The sequence below is a fragment of the Vibrio penaeicida genome, assembly GCF_030689305.1.
In the GTDB taxonomy this organism is placed as follows: Bacteria; Pseudomonadota; Gammaproteobacteria; order Enterobacterales; family Vibrionaceae; genus Vibrio; species Vibrio penaeicida_B.
The window spans coordinates 98,250-117,113 of the sequence record NZ_JAUYVM010000001.1 but is presented as its reverse complement, the minus strand read 5'-3'; the positions used below and the strand labels follow the sequence as shown (position 1 = coordinate 117,113).

The following is an 18,864-nucleotide window of genomic DNA, read 5'->3' as shown; positions in this document are numbered from 1 at the left end:
ACAAGAATAATGGCAATTCTTCAAATTGGTGCAGGCGGCGTAGGTTGGGTAGTCGCGCATAAAGCAGCGCAAAATAACGACGCACTGGGTGATATCACAATTGCATCACGTACGGTCAGTAAGTGTGAAAAAATCATCGAATCTATTCAGAAGAAAAATAACCTGAAAGATCCATCTAAGAAGCTGGAAGCTCGCGCTGTAGACGCTGATGATGTGGAAGCGTTAGTTGCGCTAATCAAAGACGTTCAACCGGATCTCGTCATTAACGCTGGTCCTCCATGGGTAAACATGACCATCATGGAAGCGTGTTATCAAGCAAAAGTATCGTACCTAGACACGTCAGTCGCCGTCGATCTGTGCTCTGAAGGGCAGCAAGTTCCACAGGCATACGATTGGCAATGGGGCTACCGCGAGAAGTTTAAAGAAGCGGGTATCACGGGTATTCTAGGTGCAGGTTTTGATCCGGGTGTGGTATCGATATTTGCTGCTTACGCTGTGAAACATTTGTTCGATGAAATTGACACCATCGATGTTATGGATGTGAACGCGGGTGACCACGGTAAGAAGTTCGCAACCAACTTTGACCCAGAAACCAACATGCTGGAAATTCAAGGCGATTCTTTCTACTGGGAAAACGAAGAGTGGAAACAAGTACCATGCCATTCTCGTATGCTAGAGTTTGATTTCCCGAACTGTGGGACACACAAAGTGTACTCAATGGCGCACGATGAAGTTCGCTCAATGAAAGAATTCATTCCTGCTAAGCGTATCGAGTTCTGGATGGGTTTCGGTGACAAGTACCTAAACTACTTCAACTGTATGCGTGATATCGGCTTGCTAAGCCCAGATCCGCTGACTTTACATGATGGAACAGTAGTTCAGCCTTTGCATGTTCTTAAAGCACTGTTGCCAGATCCAACTTCTTTGGCACCAGGCTACACTGGCTTAACGTGTATCGGAACGTGGGTTCAAGGTAAGAAAGACGGCAAAGAGCGCAGCGTGTTCATTTACAACAATGCCGATCACGAAGTGGCGTACGAAGACGTTGAGCATCAAGCCATTTCTTACACGACGGGTGTTCCTGCCATTACAGCAGCGCTTCAGTTCTTCCGCGGTGAGTGGGCAGACAAAGGTGTGTTCAACATGGAGCAGCTAGACCCAGATCCGTTCCTAGAAACCATGCCTTCAATTGGTCTGGATTGGCATGTTCAAGAGTTGGAAGTTGGTCAAGGGCTACCGGTTATCCACACTTTGAAGTAATTCTTGTTATTTGCTGCTGTAGCGTTGTCTATCGTGTTCATTTGCATTCGTAAACTGCGCTCGGACTCCTAGCTACAAAAGCAAATCTCAGCGAATTCCAAACAAAATTAATATAAGCCGATGCTCCTGCGTCGGCTTTGTACGATTTGGCAGTGCTTTCTAGCGAAGGCTCTCAAGGTACTAACAATGCAAAAAACCGAACTTAAAACGCCTTACTTCATGATTAGTGAAGATAAGTTGATAGCAAATTTAGAGAAAGCAAAACAACTGAAAGAGATTTCGGGAGTGAAGTTGGTGTTGGCGCTCAAGTGTTTCTCCACTTGGGGTGTGTTTGACATCATCAAACCCTACCTAGATGGGACAACAAGCTCAGGCCCATACGAAGTTAAACTCGGACACGAAACCTTTGGCGGCGAGACTCACGCATACAGCGTTGGCTACAGCGAAGAAGACGTTCGCGAAGTCGCTGAAATTTGCGACAAGATGATTTTTAACTCCCAAAATCAATTGGCTGCCTATTGCCACATGGTTGAAGGCAAAGCCTCGATTGGTTTGCGCCTTAACCCTGGTGTAAGTTATGCGGGGCAAGACTTAGCAAATCCGGCACGAAAATTTTCTCGCTTAGGCGTTCAGGCCAATCATATTAACCCAGAAGTATTCGATTCAATTGACGGTGTAATGTTCCACATGAACTGTGAGAACAAAGACGTAGACGCTTTCATTGGTTTACTGGACTCCATATCAGAGCAGTTTGGTGATTACCTAAACAAACTGGATTGGGTCAGTATGGGTGGCGGTGTATTTTTTACTTGGCCGGGTTACGACATAGAAAAACTGGGGCTGGCGCTGAAAGTATTCTCTGAGAGGCACGGCGTTCAGATGTACCTAGAGCCAGGCGAAGCCATCATCACCAAAACGACCGATTTAGTGGTTACTGTCGTCGATGTGGTTGAAAACCAAATGAAAACGGCCATCGTCGATTCTGCAACGGAAGCGCATCGATTGGATACCCTTATCTACGATGAACCCGCATCGATCCTTGAAGCGAATGAAAGTGGCGAGCACCAATACGTGATTGGCTCATGCTCCTGTTTGGCTGGCGACCAATTCTGCGTAGCGAACTTTGATGCACCGTTAGAAATTGGACAGAAGCTACACATCTTAGACAGCGCAGGCTACACCATGGTTAAGCTAAATTGGTTCAATGGGCTTAAAATGCCATCCATTTACTGTGAGCGCTCCGACGGGGAAATTCAAAAGCTGAATGAATTTGATTACTCCGATTTCAAACGCTCACTGTCTCAGTGGTCGGTTTCGTAACATTCGAAAGAGAATCAATAACGGGCGAATACGTGGTGTGTTCGCCCTTTTCATATCTTATCTATTGACTCGTGTAGAGAATACTGAAAAATTCGTAGGAGTTAGGGGAAATAAACCCTAGAGAGTTCACACACAGAAAGGAAACCTATGTCCAGTAAGCCGTCCAATACCGTTACTATGTCTGATGTTGCCAAGTTGGCGGGTGTTTCTCGGGCGTCGGCTTCTAAGTATTTCAATGGTGATATGTCACTAAAACAAGCCACCATTGCGCGTATTCAAGCAGCGTGCGAAGCGTTGCAATATGTGCCGAATCAACACGCGGTAAACCTAGTGAAAGGGCAGAGTTCGTTAATTGCCGCAGTTGTCCCTTCTACGACAGACAGCTTTTACTCCGGCACGCTCAAATACATCGAAGATTTTGCCAATGAAAAAGGCTTGAATCTCATTGTACAAAGTACTCATGGCGATCCAGAACGCGAACGCAAAATCATTCAATCACTCCGGAGTTTAAAGCCGAGATCGCTGATTCTTGTTCCAACCTCAAATGATGAAACATCCGTTCAGTTTTTTGAAGCGCTTCGACACGATATCCATATCGTTTGGTTGGATAACTGCTTACTCGAAAACGCCAGTTATGTGGTAAACGACAATCGTCACAGCTTAGAGATCATCACTGACTATTTTCTAGAAAAAGACATTCACCCATACTATTTGGATGTACCCAAAATTCTGGAAAAACCGTCGATTACGGCTAGGCGAAAAAGCTATCAAGATTGCCTTAAAAGAGTAGGGCTAGAACCTCGATTTATTGTCGACGAACATTCGGATATTACCTGGCCAGATGCTTCATATGGTTTCGAACTGATACACCAATGGTTAAACGAAACAAATTGGAAAGCGCAACCTTGCGGTATTATCTGTATGAACGACAACATTGCGGTGGGCGCTTTAAGTGCGCTGAATAATGCAGGAGTGAAAATCGGTAAACAAGTTCTACTAGCGGGTCACGATGATATTGAATTGGCGCCATACTTGAACCCACCATTGACTACGGTGAAGCAAAGCTGCAATCAAATGGCAAGAGCCGTTGTCGATGCTGTGTTGGAGCCAGAAATTATTCGTGAAGTGACGATCCATTCAAGATTAGTGAAAAGACTTTCGGCGTAATCCTTACTCAAAAAATGGATCTTTCGAGCCTATCTTTTGATTGAATTTCATACATGATCATTTTCAGTGTGGAAATTAAATCTACATAACTAACTGTATTTTAAAGATTCCATCTTTCCGCTTATTTCTAAACTGTTCACTAAATCACCTTTCTCATTTTTGATTATATACACGTGTCAAATTATAACATAAGGTTAACTTTAACGATTCGGTTTGAGAATCGGGCAAGGGTAAATCGGATGAATTACCTGCTTCTAGCGAAATCTTGTATTGCTAGAAATGCCCATGTCATCCCATCTGAAACAAGGAAGGAAAACGATGAAACATACCGTAAAAGTTGCCACCATGACGGCAATCATTGGTTTGTCTGCGATGTTTAGCCACATGACCAATGCCGCCGAAAAGTTGAAACTCGCCCTTATCCCGGGTGTGGTTGACCCATTTTATTTCACGATGCATCGCGGTGCTCAACATGCTGCCGATGCCATTGGCGCGGATTTGGCATTCCAAGTTCCAAGAGAATGGAATACCACCGCTCAAGTACCAATACTGAATGCGATCATTGCTAAAAAACCTGATGCGATACTGATCTCCCCCGTTGATAAGCAACAACTTATCGCTCCACTTAAACAGGCTGTAGATGCGGGCATTCGCGTTATTACTGTCGATACTTTCATTGACGATGGTAACTACCAAGATGGTTCGGGACCGGGTGATTTCGTAGACAGTTATATTGCATCCGACAATGTTTTAGGCGGTCGAATTGCAGCGCGCGCTCTCGCTGAATCCATTGGACACAAGGGAAAAGTGTACGTTGCCAGTGTTAAGCCTGGTATCTCTACTACAGACCAACGTGCTGAAGGCTTCATGGATGAAATGAAACGCTGGCCGGATGTTGAAGTTCTGAAAATTCAATACAACGAAGATGATTCCAATAAATCCGCATCTCAACTTCAAGCTGTTTATGCACGCAACCCTGATTTAGCGGGTGTGTTTGGCGCAAATACTTTCTCTGCTTTAGGCGCTGCGGAAGGCGTTAAAAAACTGGGTAAAGTTGGAAAAATCAAAGTTGTTGCATTTGATGCACTGCCAAGAATTGTGCAAGACATCAAGTCTGGTTTGGTCGATATCGCTGTCGCTCAACAACCTGCCACGATGGGGTATTACGGAGTGATGACGGCTCACGCACTTCTGACTGGGCAAGCCGTGCCTAACCAGATCGGTACAGGGTTTGTGGTGATGGATAAATCGAACATCGATTCTCCAGACATCCTGAAGTACGTGTACTCAGATTAAACCTCAAAGCGATGCCTCATAAATAGGTGTGTCACAGAGCAGTGGTTCATCGAGTTATGAGCCATAGAACTCAGTAAGGGTCTTCAACCCTAAGCATTCGCTTGAAACTAAGGGGCAGACGGATTCTGCCCCAGAAACTCCAAAAATAGGTGTTATTTATGTCTAGTGTTCCAACTACCACAAAGGCAGAGGACAGCTCATCTCAAGATACGGGATTTTCTTGGCTGGAATGGTTGAGTAAAGCGTGGCCTTGGTTATTTTTGAGCTTATTGCTGATCTTCTTCGAAGTGTGGTCTCAAATTATGTTTGAAACGACGTTTCTGGGTAACAGCTTTACCTTACAAAGCATCGCGTTGTTTGCGGCCGCGCCACTTTTACTTGGGATTGGTCAAACTTTTGTCATCATCGCGGCGGGAATCGATTTGTCGTTGGGTTTCATCATGGGCTTTGCGTCCGTGATCATGGCCACCACGATGAACTTAATGCCTGCGGATACCTTTATTGCCATTGTGGTTGGGTTTGCTGCTGCGCTATTTGCTTCCTTTATTCCTGGGGTTATTAATGGAACCTTGATCGCTCGGCTCGCTATTCCTCCTTTTATCGGAACTCTTGGCATGTATGGCGTGGCGCGAGGAATGGGTTTCATCTTTGCCGATGGCACCACAGTGCCTGTCAACAATACGTACTTGTACGCGTTTGGTAATGGCAAGTTACTTGGAATCCCTTACCCCGTTCTTCTTGCTCTCGCGGTGTTAATTGTTGCGCATTACATTCTTTCTCAAACTCGCTTTGGTCAATACACCTACGCAATAGGTGGTAACAGGCATGCGGCTATACGCTCAGGAATCAAAGTAAAACGACAGCTGACTTGGGTATATATCCTCGCGGCGTTATGTGCAGGGTTGGCTGGGGCGACTTACACGGCAAGGTTTTCTGCTGGTGCAGCACAGGCGGGTGAACCGATGCTTTTGGATTCCATTGCAGCAGTTGTTATTGGCGGTGCAAGTCTATTTGGTGGCTTTGGCACAGTGGTTGGTACATTAATCGGGGCGTTGATAATCGCGGTGATCCAGTTTGGTCTGGTATTCATAGACGTGGAGCCATTTTGGCAGTTTGTCGCCGTCGGGGTCGTGATTATTGTCTCTGTGTTCATTGACCAATCTAAATCTAAGCTGACAGGAGGCTCCGGTGATTAGTACTTCTGAAATGAAACCGATTCTTTCTGCTTCAAAGATTTGCAAAACATTTGGCGGTGTTGAAGCCCTTAAAGATGTGTCGTTTGAAGTTAAGCCAGGCGAAGTGATGGCGCTGGTGGGGGACAATGGAGCAGGAAAATCTACCCTAATTAAAACACTGTCTGGAGTATATATCCCCGATAGTGGAACCATGACGTACCAAGCGGAACAAATTGCGTTTGAAGACCCGTCGCAAGCACGAAGTTCAGGTATCGAAACCATTTATCAGGACTTGGCGCTCGCTGATAATTTGGATGTGGGCAGTAATATTTTCCTCGGTCGAGAACCCAAAACCAAACGCCTTGGTATTTTCCCTGTTCTCGACAGAACGTACATGACCAAAGTGGCAGAAGAAGTGATTAAGCCACTCGACATTATCATCCCTAAAGCTTCGTTGAAAAAGCCGGTATTAAGTTTGTCTGGTGGTCAGAGACAAGCGATAGCCATTGGTCGCGCAGTGTATTGGCAGGCAAAGGTTCTGATTATGGATGAACCGACAGCTGCACTCGGGGTGCCAGAGCAAAGAAAGGTGATGGAACTGATCTTAAAGCTCAAAGAGCAAGGGGTCGCGATCATTCTTATTTCTCACAACATGAATGATGTGTTCGCCGTATCCGACAGAATTACGGTCCTTCGTCGTGGTCAAGTGGTTGGAGTACGTGAGGCTTCAGAAACCAACAGCGAAGAACTTGTCCATTTAATGGTTGCAGGCTAAGGAAAATATCATGTTATCAGCAAGAATGAACCGATTGTTTGGAGAGTCAGGTCACTGTTTTGATGTGGCGATAGATCACGGAATGTTTAATCAGGGTGCGTTTCTACAAGGTATCGAGAATATGGAGCAAGCCATCTCTGCCATTGTGAAAGCCGACCCGGATGCCATCCAACTTCCGCCGGGCAGTGCTCGTTTACTGCAAGGCATGAATAAGCCTAAGAAGCCAGCATTGGTATTGAGAACAGATATTGCGAACTGCTATGGCACGGAGTTGGTGCCGCCTATATTCTCTGAAATGATCGAAAACCCAGTGGAAAGAGCACTTAGGTTAGATGCGGCTTGCGTGGTGGTGAACCTGTTGCAATTGCCGAACGAAACCGATTTGTATCGTCAGTGCTTAAAACGAATCAATGTGCTGCGCAAAGAATGTGAGATTTACGATATGCCCTTAATGGTCGAGCCTTTGGTAATGCAACCCAATAGCAGCGCCGGTGGGTATATGGTTGATGGTGACATCAGCAAAATTGTACCGTTGGTTCGTCAAGCGAGCGAGCTTGGGGCGGATATCATTAAAGCAGATCCTTGCGACGACGTGAGCCTATACCACAAAGTGATCGAAACTGCGCAGCAGGTGCCAGTTTTGGTTAGAGGGGGCGGTCGGGTGAGTGATGACGAAATTCTGAAAAGAACATCCGAGCTTATGGAGCAGGGGGCAAAGGGGATTGTGTATGGTCGCAATGTGATTCAACACCACGATCCTGCTGGAATTACGCGCGCTCTAATGAAAATCGTCCATGAAGGCGTAACGCCACAAGAGGCAAAATTGCTGATTGGGGGCGCATCATGAAAACTATCCGATTTGGGATTATTGGCGGTGGGATGATGGGCAAAGAATTTGCCTCGGCAGCCTCGCGTTGGTGTCATTTAACGAATGTTGCAGGCAAGCCTGAAATTGTTGCGCTGTGTGATACCAATACGTCAATACATGGCTGGTATCGAGATAATTTTCCATCCATCAGCACTTATACCGAAAACTATCAAGAGCTGCTTGACGATGAGTCCATCGATGCGATTTATTGCGCGGTGCCGCATCACTTACATGAAAAGCTCTATATAGACATCATCAAAGCAGGGAAGCACCTACTTGCTGAGAAGCCTTTCGGCATCGACAAATCGGCATCTGAAAAGATTTTAGTGTGCATTGACGATCACCCAGAGGTGTTTGTGCGTTGTACTTCAGAATTTCCATTTTACCCAGCGATGCAAGCCATGATTCGGGATATGGAAAACAGCGGCGAGAATACCTTTCTACATGCTGATATTGGATTCCTTCACTCCAGTGATATCAATCCGGATAAACCAATTAACTGGAAACGGCAGAAGCAATTTTGTGGTGAATACGGTTGTATGGGTGACTTGGGAATGCACATTCTGCATGTGCCACTAAAGCTGGGTTGGGCATTTGACAGCGTTTATGCCCAATTAAGCGATGTGGTGAAGAGAAGAAAGAATTCACAAGGAGAGTGGATAGACTGCGATACCTTTGAAAATGCCGACTTACATTGTATGACGAGTTGGCAAGGTCAGGTGTTTCCAACACGTTTGAAGACGTACCGAATAGCACCAGGTCACAATAATTCTTGGTACTTTGAGCTGCATGGAATCCATCGCAGTTTTCGATTTTCTACAGCAACCCCAAACCAGTACGAAAGAATGGATTATCAGGCTGGCGACACACAAATATGGCAAACCGTACCAGTGGGTTATTTGCCCGTTTACCCGACCATTTCAGGCGGGATCATGGAGTTTGGTTTTACCGATGCTGTATTACAAATGTGGGCATCTTTTATCGACGAGTTGGCTTCTGGCAGCGTGTCAGGCTTTCAATGTGTTACACCTCAAGAAGCCATGATCCAGCATCAAATTTTCACGGCAGCCTTGCTGTCTCATCAAAATAAATCTGTGGAGAAAATACAATGAAACGATCTCAGGTCAATCAAGCCATACGCGACGCTGAAGAATTGATGGAAGCATTTCATTTTAAACTTCCGCGTTGGGGTAATTGGAATAAAGAAGTATGGCAAGGTAATGGTGATCTAGCGGCTTACAATCATAAATACCAGCTAGGGTGGGATGTGACAGATTTCAATGAAGATCGATTTGATCAACGAGGGTTGGTTTTGTTTTGCATTCGCAATGGTGATCAGTCGGATAAAAACAGCGTGCCTTATGCCGAAAAAATCATGATGGTAAAAGAAGATCAGGAAACCCCCCTTCACTATCACAAGAAAAAAGTAGAAGACATCATAAACCGCGGTGGGGGTAATTTAGTGGTGGAATGTGTGAAAGTGAATGGTAAAGGTGAGCACTTAGACAAAGACATCGAAGTAACGGTGGATGGGGAAGTTGTAAGTGCGAAACCGTTCGAGAAAATCATCCTTGAGCCCGGGCAAAGCATTCGAATTCCTACAGGGTTAATGCATCGCTTTTACGGTGAAAAAGGCAAAGGTCCGGTACTGACTGGCGAAGTATCGATGGCAAACGACGATAATGGTGACAATTATTTTGATCAGCCACTTGGTCGCTTTTCAGATATTGTTGAAGACGAACCCGCGATTTACCCTCTTTGGAATGAACTTAAGTAGGTAAGCATGGCAGATAGAAAAGGCATTCTGTGCATAGGGAATTGGATCGTCGACTTGGTTCATTTTGTCTCCCCTTGGCCTGAAAAGTCTGGTCTAGGGCTGATTGAGCGACAAGTGAAAGGACCCGGTGGTTGCGCATTTAATGTGGCGATTGGTTTAAGCGTTCTAGATGAAACCTTACCCGTTTATGGGTGTGGTGTGGTGGGCGACGACGAATACGGTCAGTTTGCTTTGGATATCTGCCATCAATATGGGTTCGATTATTCGTGGATTAAGTCGGTTCCTGGCATTACAGCGCACACTCACGTTATGACGGATACCAGCACAGGCGAACGAACTTTTTTCTATCAGGACGGAGTATCGGCGGAGTTTTCCCCAGCCGATATTCCCTATACCGCCATTGGTATGCGAAACATAAAAATTGCACACTTTGGGTATTTATTGCTGCTTAGAACCATGGATACCTTAGACAGAAATGGTTTACCTTATGCCGCCAAAGCGCTAAAACAGTTGAAGATTCTGGGCTTAGAAACCAGCTTAGACATGGTTTCGACGGAAATTGAAAACGTTGAAAAGCAGGTTACTCCTTGCCTCAAATACGTCGACCACTTGATCATAAACGAACTTGAAGCAGGGTATTGCTTACAAAAAAAGCTACGAAAAAATGGAACAATAGATTCAGAAGAGATTTTGGAAGCAGGGAAGGCACTACTCGGCAAAGGCGTAAATAAAAACGTCATCATCCACATGCCAGAAGGCGCCGCGTGGGTTTCCAAATTTGGTGACTCTATTTGGGTAGAAAGCCTACAACTCAGCCCTGAAGATATTGTTTCTAGCGTAGGGGCGGGCGACGCGTTTTGCAGCGCTTGCCTTTGGGGAATTTACAATGAAGTCAGCCCAGTAAAAACACTTCATTTGGCTAACGCAAATGCTGCCGAGTGTCTGAAAGGTTTTACCAGTGTGGACTCTCTGGTATCTATTCAGACAATTCAAAAAAGACATTGATGATAAAATGTTGTAATTAAATCTAGGCTGTTTTTGTATAGCTATATCAACTTCATTTTTTGGGTACTTTCCATCACCGTTCACTATGCTTTGGTTCGCGCGTTGTTTTAATTCTTTCCGATATCCCTCCTTCCTATTATCTATCTGGATCGGTATTAAACTCTTAATGTGAGATCTTTCGCATATTGTGCAATCTACATTTCTGTTAATGACAGCAAATGCTTTTTAATTCAACCACTTTGTATGCTTAAGAAGTGTTGTTTCCATGTCTAAACCTGCTGCCCGAGTCGGTGATGCTCACACTTGTCCAGATAAAAGGGAAAAATCCCACATGTGGGGTGCCCTGTTGCCGCTGGTTCACCTAATGTACTGATCAATTCTATGCCCGCCGCCCGTCAGGGTGATATGGCTCCGTGTATTGGTCCTCCAGATCCAATCTCTGCTGGTTCATCAAGCGTCTTTATTAACGGAAAGCCCGCCGCTCGAATGGGTGATGGAACCGCTCACGGCTGCGTTATTGTAGGCGGTAGCGGCAATGTATTTATTGGAGACGCAGGTATTACTGTAAGCTCCGAAGTTGTAGCAATCAAAGAACGAGAGAAAGAAGAAGCAAGAACGGAATATCAAGCGACGGAGTTTGTTCCTATCAGAAGCTTAGTTGAAGCAGAAGAAATGTATTTACCCATGCTGAAGCTGTGTCCAGCAGGTCAATAGTATATGGGCTGGTTTAAAGAAAATGAAAATCTAAATATCTATTGGCTCAGTGGCTATGAGTCGCCAGAAAGTGAGAAGTGGAGCAACATGGATGTACCAGCATTTGCTCTGTTTGAGGATGACTGTTTTCCAAAACTTACTTCAATGTCCCCAGTTTTATGGGATGTGACAAGTGTTCACAGTATTACCGACTCTAAGGTTTGGGCGGGTGGAATTCTTGTCGCCACGCCATTTGCCTCTGATGATTTACTTAAACATCTTAGATCCTTGCTGATGGCGGGTTTTGAAGGCGAACGGGTGTTCTTTCGTTTTTACGATCCAAACGTGCTAGGCGGTATGCTTCCTAGCTTCAATAAAGGCGAAATTACGGAATTTCTCGGCTGTATTCACGCCATCTCGTTAACAAGTGAAGGGCGAGTGCTAAAAGAATCACACCTTCCCCCTGAAGGCTGGCAACCCAAAGATGAGCCTTGGTGGAGAATACACAAACATCATCTAAAGCATTGCTATTCGTTTACAGCACATGCCTCCAATATCGAAAAAGCCTGCTGGCAATGGATGCCAGAATTTGTTCAACGTTTTGAAGATCCTAAGTTAAAAATCACAGAACTTTTGAAATTTGCAAATTCTAAAGGCTTACGACCCAGCGACAGTGAATTGTATGTCTTTGCCCGCCTTATCCCTGTAGAGGTTAGTTCGGAATTACTGATAGAAAAAATGATGCTGGATGAAAGTTATTTACCCAAGTTGAACTCATGGAGAAAAAGTCATGTTTGAGTTTTGCGCACCTTGTATGCAAAATAAACATTGGATAGAGCTGACGTTTCGTGAAGAATTCAATCAACCTCTGAGTTGGGTATCGGGTCACCTAATCGCCGATAACGGCGAGAAAACACCATTCATGCTTGCTGAATCTCCTGTTTTAGTAAGAAAGCTAACGGCTGGTCGGTACAAAGTTGAGCTCGACTTTGACGAATGGGTACCGTTAGCGCAGTCGAGGAAGCCCCGTGAAGAAGGCACGTCTTCCAACGTAAAACAGGCGTGGGCGGGGGAGTTGGGCATGCAGTCTAACCCCGTTAATTATATCTTCGCTACCGCGGGGGATTTTGTAAATCTAGAAAAAGAAGAACAAAACCTCAGTAACGAAGATAAGCAAGAAAACCCAAATAAAGTAGAAGCATTTCACGCCTTTGATGAACACAAAAAGGGCGCGCAAGGTTCTTTTTCTATAGAAACCAACCAGAGTTATGTTTTCGAAATTAAGGGATTTAACGCACAGAGCGAAAAGGAAAAATTCTTAGTCGAAACCATCGGCTTATCGCATGGATCCGAACAAGACTTTGAATTTTATGACCTAACGGATATGAACCAAAAAACCACCATTGAAAGTAGAAAATTGGTGGATAGTGAAAATGAAATCTCGACAGTGTATGGGTGGGATTGGAAACCAGAAGTAGACAACGCCAATGTGTGGTTAAAGGTTGAAAGCGAAGGCGACCCCATTAAATTGCCTCTGTTTAACGATGTTTCCAGCACACCAGAGCGCTCAGATGAACAAGATTTTCAAGTGTGCGCTTTCTTACCATTCACTACGCTCCCAAGCTTTGATAGAGAAAAAAAGCAACAAGACTGCATCGCGTTGTCTCGCTCAGGGTACGTGTACCTGACTTATCGCGGCAAGTTTTGGCGCGAGATAGAAATTTCTACCGATGATAATGGCGAAATGGTTTACCGCGACGTTCACCTATACCAATACCGGGAAGGACGGGACAAACCCTTCCGATTGAAAGAGCGCCGGGAAGTCACAGGAAAGCCCATTAAAGATATTTGGTATCCGTCAAGAGAGTCGGGGAACGTAACCGACGTCCGAATCGCGTTTTCAGAAGTGCAGTGGAGTGCGGCTCGCCTTAACTATTTAGAAAATGATCAATCTGAGTTAGAACAACGGCTACAACCGCCAGAATTCTTGGAAGAAGATCTGGATACGCTGCCTGAAATGAGAGCAAGACAAGCGGATTTGGAATACTTACTGCCAGACCCAAGCTTATTGGTGCATGACTTATCCGGCGAATGGCTAAAAAACCGCTACGAACTTATTGAGAAAAATTTAGAACAATCGCTGAATGATCGATGGTTTTCTGGCAAACAATTTTTTAAGGAAACCGATCCCGATTATGTCGAGCGGTTAGAGTCCTATCTAAAATATCAAGCGATGATGTACATCAATCGCAAAGCAGGTTTTGTAGAGAGCGAAGAAGGTACAGAGCGCCCAGATTTTTCAATGCCGTCATGTCAAGATGTGCTACAGGATGCCAAGAGTCGAAAACTAAAAGGCATACTTTTATCCGATCCGCTGTTTGAGTTACGTCAGCACACCTATCTAATCAACTTCACTTCTTTGCTAGTGATGCAACTCAGTGAAAATGCGACCCACCAACCGCATTTTCGCAGCGCTGAACTCGTACACAATTTTATAATGCAAAAGAAGTTCGGAAACGAACCTAATCCCTACCACAAATACCGGGGTGCACTCAATACGAGCTATGACAGTAAGTATAGGCATACATTACGAGAGGTAGAAAGGTTCGCTGCTCGTTTTGCATTTATGCAGATCAAAGATAAATTAGCTCCAATTTTTGAAAAGGATGACTTATACCATGCCGCAAGGGATGTGAATTCCGGTGATGATCAAGACCCAACGTTAGTACATTTTTTGGCTGGTAGAGCGTTAAGCGCGCTTTCTCAGAACTATAAGAGTATCGATACCATTGGGATGCCCAATGATGATGGACTTTACAATCCCTATATCGAACGTGTGGAGCGCATATTAAGAAACGACAATAGCCACAAGCTCCACCGTGTACTGTTCCCCGAGTTAGATGACATTGTCGAAATCCAAGGGGAAGGTGATGAAAGGATGGTTCACCTAAAACCCTGTGTGGAAGGCATTGTTCCCCATAACGACGGCTCTGGGTTCACCACCTTAGCGCTGATTGCTCAGTGGGCAGATGAAAACCTGCTTTTGAATATCGAAAACATTAAATCGGAAGAACTCAAAGATGCCCTCACAGGGGAAATGATGGGCATGGATAACGAGCAAGGTGAGTATGGCACGGTTAGGCGTGTAACAGGGGCCATTAATGGGTTGTTTCAGGGGTATTTTGAATCACTCAATGCCGTAACCGCTTCAATGGTTGGCACGCAAACCACTTCATTCCTGATTAAAGCGTATCTATCGCCGTTAGCCATGTTGAAACATGGAGCGCCACCAGTGATGGGGCATATCAATCTTTATGAAGCTGGGCAACACCAGCTTTCCGGCGTGGTCGTCGGCTCGGCTGAAATGGGGGCGGACGGTATGCCTCAAAACCAATGGGGAACCACCAATGGTGAGCGTTTGCCTAGTCGTTCATCGAATCATGTGAATAAAGAGGTGTACCAACAGTTCGAAGACACGCAAGAGCTTGTCATGGCCAGTAAGAAGCGCACGGTTAAAAATATCGCTAGCCAACATAACATGGATTTTCAGCCCAATAAGAAAACGTGGTTGGTGAACATCGCACCAGAAGGGTCGGATTTAGCTAAATTGGCACAAGACCCTGAATACAATCGAGCGTTTAGAGATCTTGAAAGCGAAGGTATAGCCGGCAACAAACTGAGTAACACCTATTACAAACTTAGGCTACCTTACGCCATAACAGTTATTGAAGTGTTTAATTTGCATGCCAATACAGAGCATTTTAAGAATACATTTTCTAAAGATGCAAGCATGTATAGTTTTGCAAGTTCGATTAGTGCTGGACTTGATTTTGCTATTACGCTTGGGCATTCCGCGAATTTGTTTATGGGGCAAAATGCCCAAGCGCTGCAATGGATGAATAAGACACACAAAACACCGGAATTGTTTGTAAAAAAATTTGGTGTAGCTCAAGAAATATCAAGGCTTACTTACGCTGGGTGTATAGCGGGTCTTGTAACATCTGGCTTAGCACTAAGAGATGCTTTGATTTCATTTTCTGAAAATGATCACGATGCGGGGGCTGCCATGGGGCTGGTGGCGATTGGCTCCGCCCTATCCAGTTTTGCTTCTTTAGGAGCGAAAGGCTCACTATTAGCCATGCTGGGGTGGTGGGGATTAGGCTTTGCTGTGGTTGGTGGGCTACTTTACATCTGGCTAAAAGACAGTGAAATGGAGCGGTGGCTAAAAAACGGCCCCTTCTCCGACTCTCCGCCAGATAACCTAACGCAATTGCAAGATTCAGACATTGGCTACCGGCATTTAGTGAATTTGCTTTTAAATTTTGGTGTCAACCTTTCTACACTAGAACGTTTTATCGAAAACTCAGATATCGAGATTCCGCAAGAAGCACTTTTACAAGTACACAGCAGCGGTAGCACACATGTAATTTATTTAAGAAGTAATCTTCACCATATATTAAATACGGATCTGATCAACGAATCGCTCCATATTCGCGAATCGGCATTGCAAGAAATTAGAGAGGTGGATTCAGGAAATCTCTATGCTTCTCCTAAGTTTTTCTCTTTAAGCGCTGACAATATGGCAGTGCAATACGAGCATAATGTGTTGGATGGTAAGCTCTATTTCGTCACATTCACCAAACCTGTACCGCAAACGAAACAACAGCTTATCCCACAGACATACAAGATGCATGAATTCAGTTACCAACGAGCTATTACAGTGCGCGCGCAACTAACGGTAGATGAGCACAGTTTCCCACTGCCGCCCATGGATCAACCTATAGACTCCCCGGTTCGAGGTATTCCACTTTTTGATAACGATGATATTGGCTGGTTGCAAACATCATCGGTAGGTAAATAACATGAGCAAAGACCCATCAGTATTTGATAGTACTCAACCTCAACACCAAGACCGCCCAGAAACAAGAAAAAATAGATTTGGTCGGTTAAATACATCTGGGAAAAAGTTTGACTACACCCAAACTCAGGACGATGCACCCTTAAATTTGATTGAAAAGTTGAAGCCTTCATCAATAAAAACTGATGATGTGGGTTTTTGGGATGAAAATAATCTTTTGACTTCGGATTTTATAACAAGATATCAAGTTTTTTACTATATTTATATGATTTCCAAAGGAATGGTTATATTTTTTTTCCAACGGGGCTCTTTATATCTCTAGGCTCTTTTTTTGTTCACCCTTTTGATGATGCATTTGAAGTATTTGTTCACTTAAACAGTATGGGGATAACTTATTGTCTTATTCCATTTGGTATCGCTTGGGGAGTGACATTATTATTATTTCATCAATTCGCTCACAACATGGTCAGGAAGAAATACACGCTAAGTCGTCAAACTGGCATGGTGACCCTTTATGATAATGACGAGGATGTAATATACAGCCACCCCTTTGTTGAATTTGATTGCCAATTATTCAGTTCAACCAATCAATACGGTCACCTTTCTTTTGGCATCGCCCTTGTACACCGTTACAACGACTACAGCCAGCACGTCACCATTGGAGAAATGATTGGTTCAACCCACCCAGACGATCATAAACGCTTGTGGAACGTGATTCAGCAATATATGGACGTTAGCCAACCATTGCCCGACTTGCCTTTATTAGAAGCGTTCCGTAGCAAAGACCCAACAACAGCCGCCTACGACAAAGAAATAGGGCGTGACCCCAAATACTGGCGCAGTATGTCGGACAAAGAGTTTGATCAAGTGGTCGTACAAATGGCAGAAAACCAGAAACGCATTCCGCCACTCGGCAAGCCGATCAATATTTACGCGCAAACCCCAGAAGAAATTCATATTGTTTAGGGAAAATAAAATGCACCAAAAAGAAACGTCAGTATTTGATAGTAGGGAACCTCAAAGCCAAGAGGATCCTGAGAAAATTAAGAGAAGATTTAAGCCCCTTAACACGTTTGGAGATAAGATTCACCATACGTCTCCTCAAGATGATACACCTGTTGATCTAATTAGAAAACGAAATCTCGCAAAATCTAAAAGCGATAATATGTATTCTGCAGATCAAAATGAATTATCTAAAATTGAGCCAAAAAAGTTTTTCCTTTTAGTATTTCGTTTTCTTGAAAATTCGCCAGTATTTTTGGTTCCGATAGCTATTTTATATCATTTTATTATTCCTATACTTTCCAATCCAAATTATATCGATTCTGATATGATGAAGACTGCTACTATTAATATTTTTGGTTTTTTTGCCACTGTATTCATTGCTAGATGGTTTTTTACTTGGCTTATATTTGAAAAACTTCCCAAGCATCTGGTTCGTAATTTGGTGACAAAAACATACAGCCTAAATCGTAAGACAGGGATGGTCACTCTTTACGGTAGCAGTGACTATGTGGTCTACAGTCACCCATTTATAGAGTTTGATTGTCGAATGATAGAGGTGACCGACCAGAGTGGTAGCGCCAAGTTTAACGTGTTTCTATGTCATCGCTATAGTGATTACAGCCAACCTATTAATATAGGGGATTTGATTGATTCTGCCCGTTCAGATGATCAAAAGCGGTTGTGGAATGTGATTCAGCAATACATGGATATCAGTCAACCTTTGCCTGATCTACCTTTTCTAGAGCCTTTTCGAAGTGAAGACCTGACGACCGCTACATACGATAAAGAGATTGGTCGCGATCCTAATTATTGGCGCAGTATGTCGTATAGAGGTCTTGATAAAGCCATCATTAAAATGGCAAAAAACCAGAAACACATTCCGCCACTCGGCAAACCGATCAATATTTATGCGCAAACCCCAGAAGAAATTCACGCAGTTTAGCGAACGTAAGTAAGCAGAAAAGAGTATTTCAATATGGGTATGATGAGAGTATCAAGTGATACTCTCATCTTGTTTTAATCCTCCAACACGACACGCGTGTCTTCGCTCAGTGATTCCAACTCGTTAATGATATCGTTGATGTTGGATTCTTTAGTTATTTTTAATGCCATGGTCGAGCTGAAGAGGCTGGAACTGACACCGCCTCCGCCAGCAATAAATACGCGCTGGCAGTCCATGTCTAATATGCTGACTCCCTGTCCATCCAGCACATGGCTGATTTCATTCACGATGCCAGCTCTATCATTAGAGTCCAATCTGATTTGGTGGATGGTATCGGTTTCGTAGCTCAGATCGCTCGCTTGGCTGAATTGTACGATGAGGTCGGGGGTATTTAAGAAAGCATCTTTGACGGTATCTTCATTCTCAGATGGCAACTCAATTTTTATAACGGCTGCAACTTGGTGTTCAATGAAATTCACTTTGCTAAGAAGCCACTTTCCACCATTATCGTGTGTCGTTGACGCTAATTTCTTGATAGTGGTAGGGGTTGCAGTGCCGACAAAATTTACAATAAAAGTCGTGTACATATTACATCCTCCTGATCGCAGGGTGGCTATTAACTATACCCAAGTAACTTCAAGATGCTGAACTCTGCACCTTGAGGTCGCTTGGGTATTAGTGAGTATAGAAAATTAGCGGTAGGGAAATATGATAAGAATCAA

17 protein-coding genes are annotated in these 18,864 nt (G+C 44.2%); 16 read left to right on the top strand and 1 reads right to left on the bottom strand.

Annotation, left to right across the window (positions count from 1 at the left end; all coding sequences use genetic code 11):
* Positions 1-9: 9 nt before the first annotated feature.
* The 16 genes from Q8W40_RS00485 to Q8W40_RS00410 all read left to right on the top strand — a co-directional run bounded on the left by Q8W40_RS00485 (position 10) and on the right by Q8W40_RS00410 (position 18,142).
* Positions 10-1,260: a carboxynorspermidine synthase gene (locus Q8W40_RS00485; protein WP_104398886.1), complete on the top strand. Its 1,251-nt coding sequence runs from the start codon at positions 10-12 to the stop codon at positions 1,258-1,260.
* Between the two features lie 186 nt (positions 1,261-1,446).
* Positions 1,447-2,580 carry a carboxynorspermidine decarboxylase gene (nspC, locus tag Q8W40_RS00480; RefSeq protein ID WP_305395413.1) on the top strand — a complete coding sequence of 378 codons (1,134 nt, stop codon included), beginning with the start codon at positions 1,447-1,449 and terminating at the stop codon, positions 2,578-2,580.
* A 147-nt stretch (positions 2,581-2,727) separates the two neighbouring features.
* A complete protein-coding gene (locus Q8W40_RS00475; protein WP_305395412.1) occupies positions 2,728-3,747 on the top strand; it encodes a LacI family DNA-binding transcriptional regulator in 1,020 nt (339 codons plus the stop codon).
* Positions 3,748-4,065: 318 nt separating this feature from the next.
* Complete coding sequence (locus Q8W40_RS00470; protein WP_101115513.1) at positions 4,066-5,043, top strand: ABC transporter substrate-binding protein; 978 nt, start codon at positions 4,066-4,068, stop codon at positions 5,041-5,043.
* 158 nt (positions 5,044-5,201) lie between these two features.
* The gene (locus tag Q8W40_RS00465) at positions 5,202-6,239 is read left to right on the top strand and encodes an ABC transporter permease subunit (protein ID WP_305395411.1); all 1,038 of its coding nucleotides are present in this window, start codon (positions 5,202-5,204) and stop codon (positions 6,237-6,239) included.
* A complete protein-coding gene (locus Q8W40_RS00460; protein ID WP_224055372.1) occupies positions 6,232-6,993 on the top strand; it encodes an ATP-binding cassette domain-containing protein in 762 nt (253 codons plus the stop codon). The genes Q8W40_RS00465 and Q8W40_RS00460 overlap by 8 nt, the downstream gene beginning before the upstream one ends.
* Before the next feature lie 10 nt (positions 6,994-7,003).
* The gene (locus Q8W40_RS00455) at positions 7,004-7,840 is read left to right on the top strand and encodes a class I fructose-bisphosphate aldolase (protein ID WP_305395410.1); all 837 of its coding nucleotides are present in this window, start codon (positions 7,004-7,006) and stop codon (positions 7,838-7,840) included.
* Complete coding sequence (locus tag Q8W40_RS00450; RefSeq protein WP_305395409.1) at positions 7,837-8,973, top strand: Gfo/Idh/MocA family protein; 1,137 nt, start codon at positions 7,837-7,839, stop codon at positions 8,971-8,973. Before Q8W40_RS00455 ends, Q8W40_RS00450 begins: the two co-directional genes overlap by 4 nt.
* Positions 8,970-9,638 (top strand): D-lyxose/D-mannose family sugar isomerase, encoded by a 669-nt coding sequence (locus Q8W40_RS00445; protein ID WP_305395408.1) that lies wholly within the window; start codon positions 8,970-8,972, stop codon positions 9,636-9,638. Before Q8W40_RS00450 ends, Q8W40_RS00445 begins: the two co-directional genes overlap by 4 nt.
* Before the next feature lie 6 nt (positions 9,639-9,644).
* Positions 9,645-10,643 (top strand): carbohydrate kinase family protein, encoded by a 999-nt coding sequence (locus Q8W40_RS00440; protein WP_305395407.1) that lies wholly within the window; start codon positions 9,645-9,647, stop codon positions 10,641-10,643.
* Between the two features lie 333 nt (positions 10,644-10,976).
* Complete coding sequence (locus Q8W40_RS00435; RefSeq protein ID WP_305395406.1) at positions 10,977-11,357, top strand: PAAR domain-containing protein; 381 nt, start codon at positions 10,977-10,979, stop codon at positions 11,355-11,357.
* Between the two features lie 3 nt (positions 11,358-11,360).
* Positions 11,361-12,134 (top strand): DUF4123 domain-containing protein, encoded by a 774-nt coding sequence (locus Q8W40_RS00430; protein WP_305395405.1) that lies wholly within the window; start codon positions 11,361-11,363, stop codon positions 12,132-12,134.
* Positions 12,127-16,197, top strand: a complete 4,071-nt coding sequence (locus Q8W40_RS00425; protein WP_305395404.1) for a hypothetical protein — start codon at positions 12,127-12,129, stop codon at positions 16,195-16,197. Before Q8W40_RS00430 ends, Q8W40_RS00425 begins: the two co-directional genes overlap by 8 nt.
* A 1-nt stretch (position 16,198) precedes the next feature.
* On the top strand, positions 16,199-16,516 hold the full coding sequence (locus Q8W40_RS00420) for a hypothetical protein (protein ID WP_305395403.1): 318 nt from the start codon (positions 16,199-16,201) through the stop codon (positions 16,514-16,516).
* A 104-nt stretch (positions 16,517-16,620) separates the two neighbouring features.
* The gene (locus tag Q8W40_RS00415; protein WP_305395402.1) at positions 16,621-17,160 is read left to right on the top strand and encodes a hypothetical protein; all 540 of its coding nucleotides are present in this window, start codon (positions 16,621-16,623) and stop codon (positions 17,158-17,160) included.
* Positions 17,161-17,170: 10 nt separating this feature from the next.
* On the top strand, positions 17,171-18,142 hold the full coding sequence (locus Q8W40_RS00410; RefSeq protein WP_305395401.1) for a hypothetical protein: 972 nt from the start codon (positions 17,171-17,173) through the stop codon (positions 18,140-18,142).
* A gap of 74 nt (positions 18,143-18,216) precedes the next feature.
* Here the strand turns inward: Q8W40_RS00410 and Q8W40_RS00405 are convergent, their stop codons facing one another.
* Complete coding sequence (locus Q8W40_RS00405) at positions 18,217-18,729, bottom strand: glycine cleavage system protein R (RefSeq protein ID WP_305395400.1); 513 nt, start codon at positions 18,727-18,729, stop codon at positions 18,217-18,219.
* Positions 18,730-18,864 lie beyond the last annotated feature (135 nt).

Bases quoted from the DNA above. Each gene is read 5' to 3' on its own strand.
- Q8W40_RS00485 (WP_104398886.1), top strand. From the start codon at position 10: ATGGCAATTCTTCAAATTGGTGCAGGCGGCGTAGGTTGGGTAGTCGCG.
- nspC (WP_305395413.1), top strand. From the start codon at position 1,447: ATGCAAAAAACCGAACTTAAAACGCCTTACTTCATGATTAGTGAAGAT.
- Q8W40_RS00475 (WP_305395412.1), top strand. From the start codon at position 2,728: ATGTCCAGTAAGCCGTCCAATACCGTTACTATGTCTGATGTTGCCAAG.
- Q8W40_RS00470 (WP_101115513.1), top strand. From the start codon at position 4,066: ATGAAACATACCGTAAAAGTTGCCACCATGACGGCAATCATTGGTTTG.
- Q8W40_RS00465 (WP_305395411.1), top strand. From the start codon at position 5,202: ATGTCTAGTGTTCCAACTACCACAAAGGCAGAGGACAGCTCATCTCAA.
- Q8W40_RS00455 (WP_305395410.1), top strand. From the start codon at position 7,004: ATGTTATCAGCAAGAATGAACCGATTGTTTGGAGAGTCAGGTCACTGT.
- Q8W40_RS00450 (WP_305395409.1), top strand. From the start codon at position 7,837: ATGAAAACTATCCGATTTGGGATTATTGGCGGTGGGATGATGGGCAAA.
- Q8W40_RS00445 (WP_305395408.1), top strand. From the start codon at position 8,970: ATGAAACGATCTCAGGTCAATCAAGCCATACGCGACGCTGAAGAATTG.
- Q8W40_RS00440 (WP_305395407.1), top strand. From the start codon at position 9,645: ATGGCAGATAGAAAAGGCATTCTGTGCATAGGGAATTGGATCGTCGAC.
- Q8W40_RS00430 (WP_305395405.1), top strand. From the start codon at position 11,361: ATGGGCTGGTTTAAAGAAAATGAAAATCTAAATATCTATTGGCTCAGT.
- Q8W40_RS00425 (WP_305395404.1), top strand. From the start codon at position 12,127: ATGTTTGAGTTTTGCGCACCTTGTATGCAAAATAAACATTGGATAGAG.
- Q8W40_RS00420 (WP_305395403.1), top strand. From the start codon at position 16,199: ATGAGCAAAGACCCATCAGTATTTGATAGTACTCAACCTCAACACCAA.
- Q8W40_RS00410 (WP_305395401.1), top strand. From the start codon at position 17,171: ATGCACCAAAAAGAAACGTCAGTATTTGATAGTAGGGAACCTCAAAGC.
- Q8W40_RS00405 (WP_305395400.1), bottom strand. From the start codon at position 18,729: ATGTACACGACTTTTATTGTAAATTTTGTCGGCACTGCAACCCCTACC.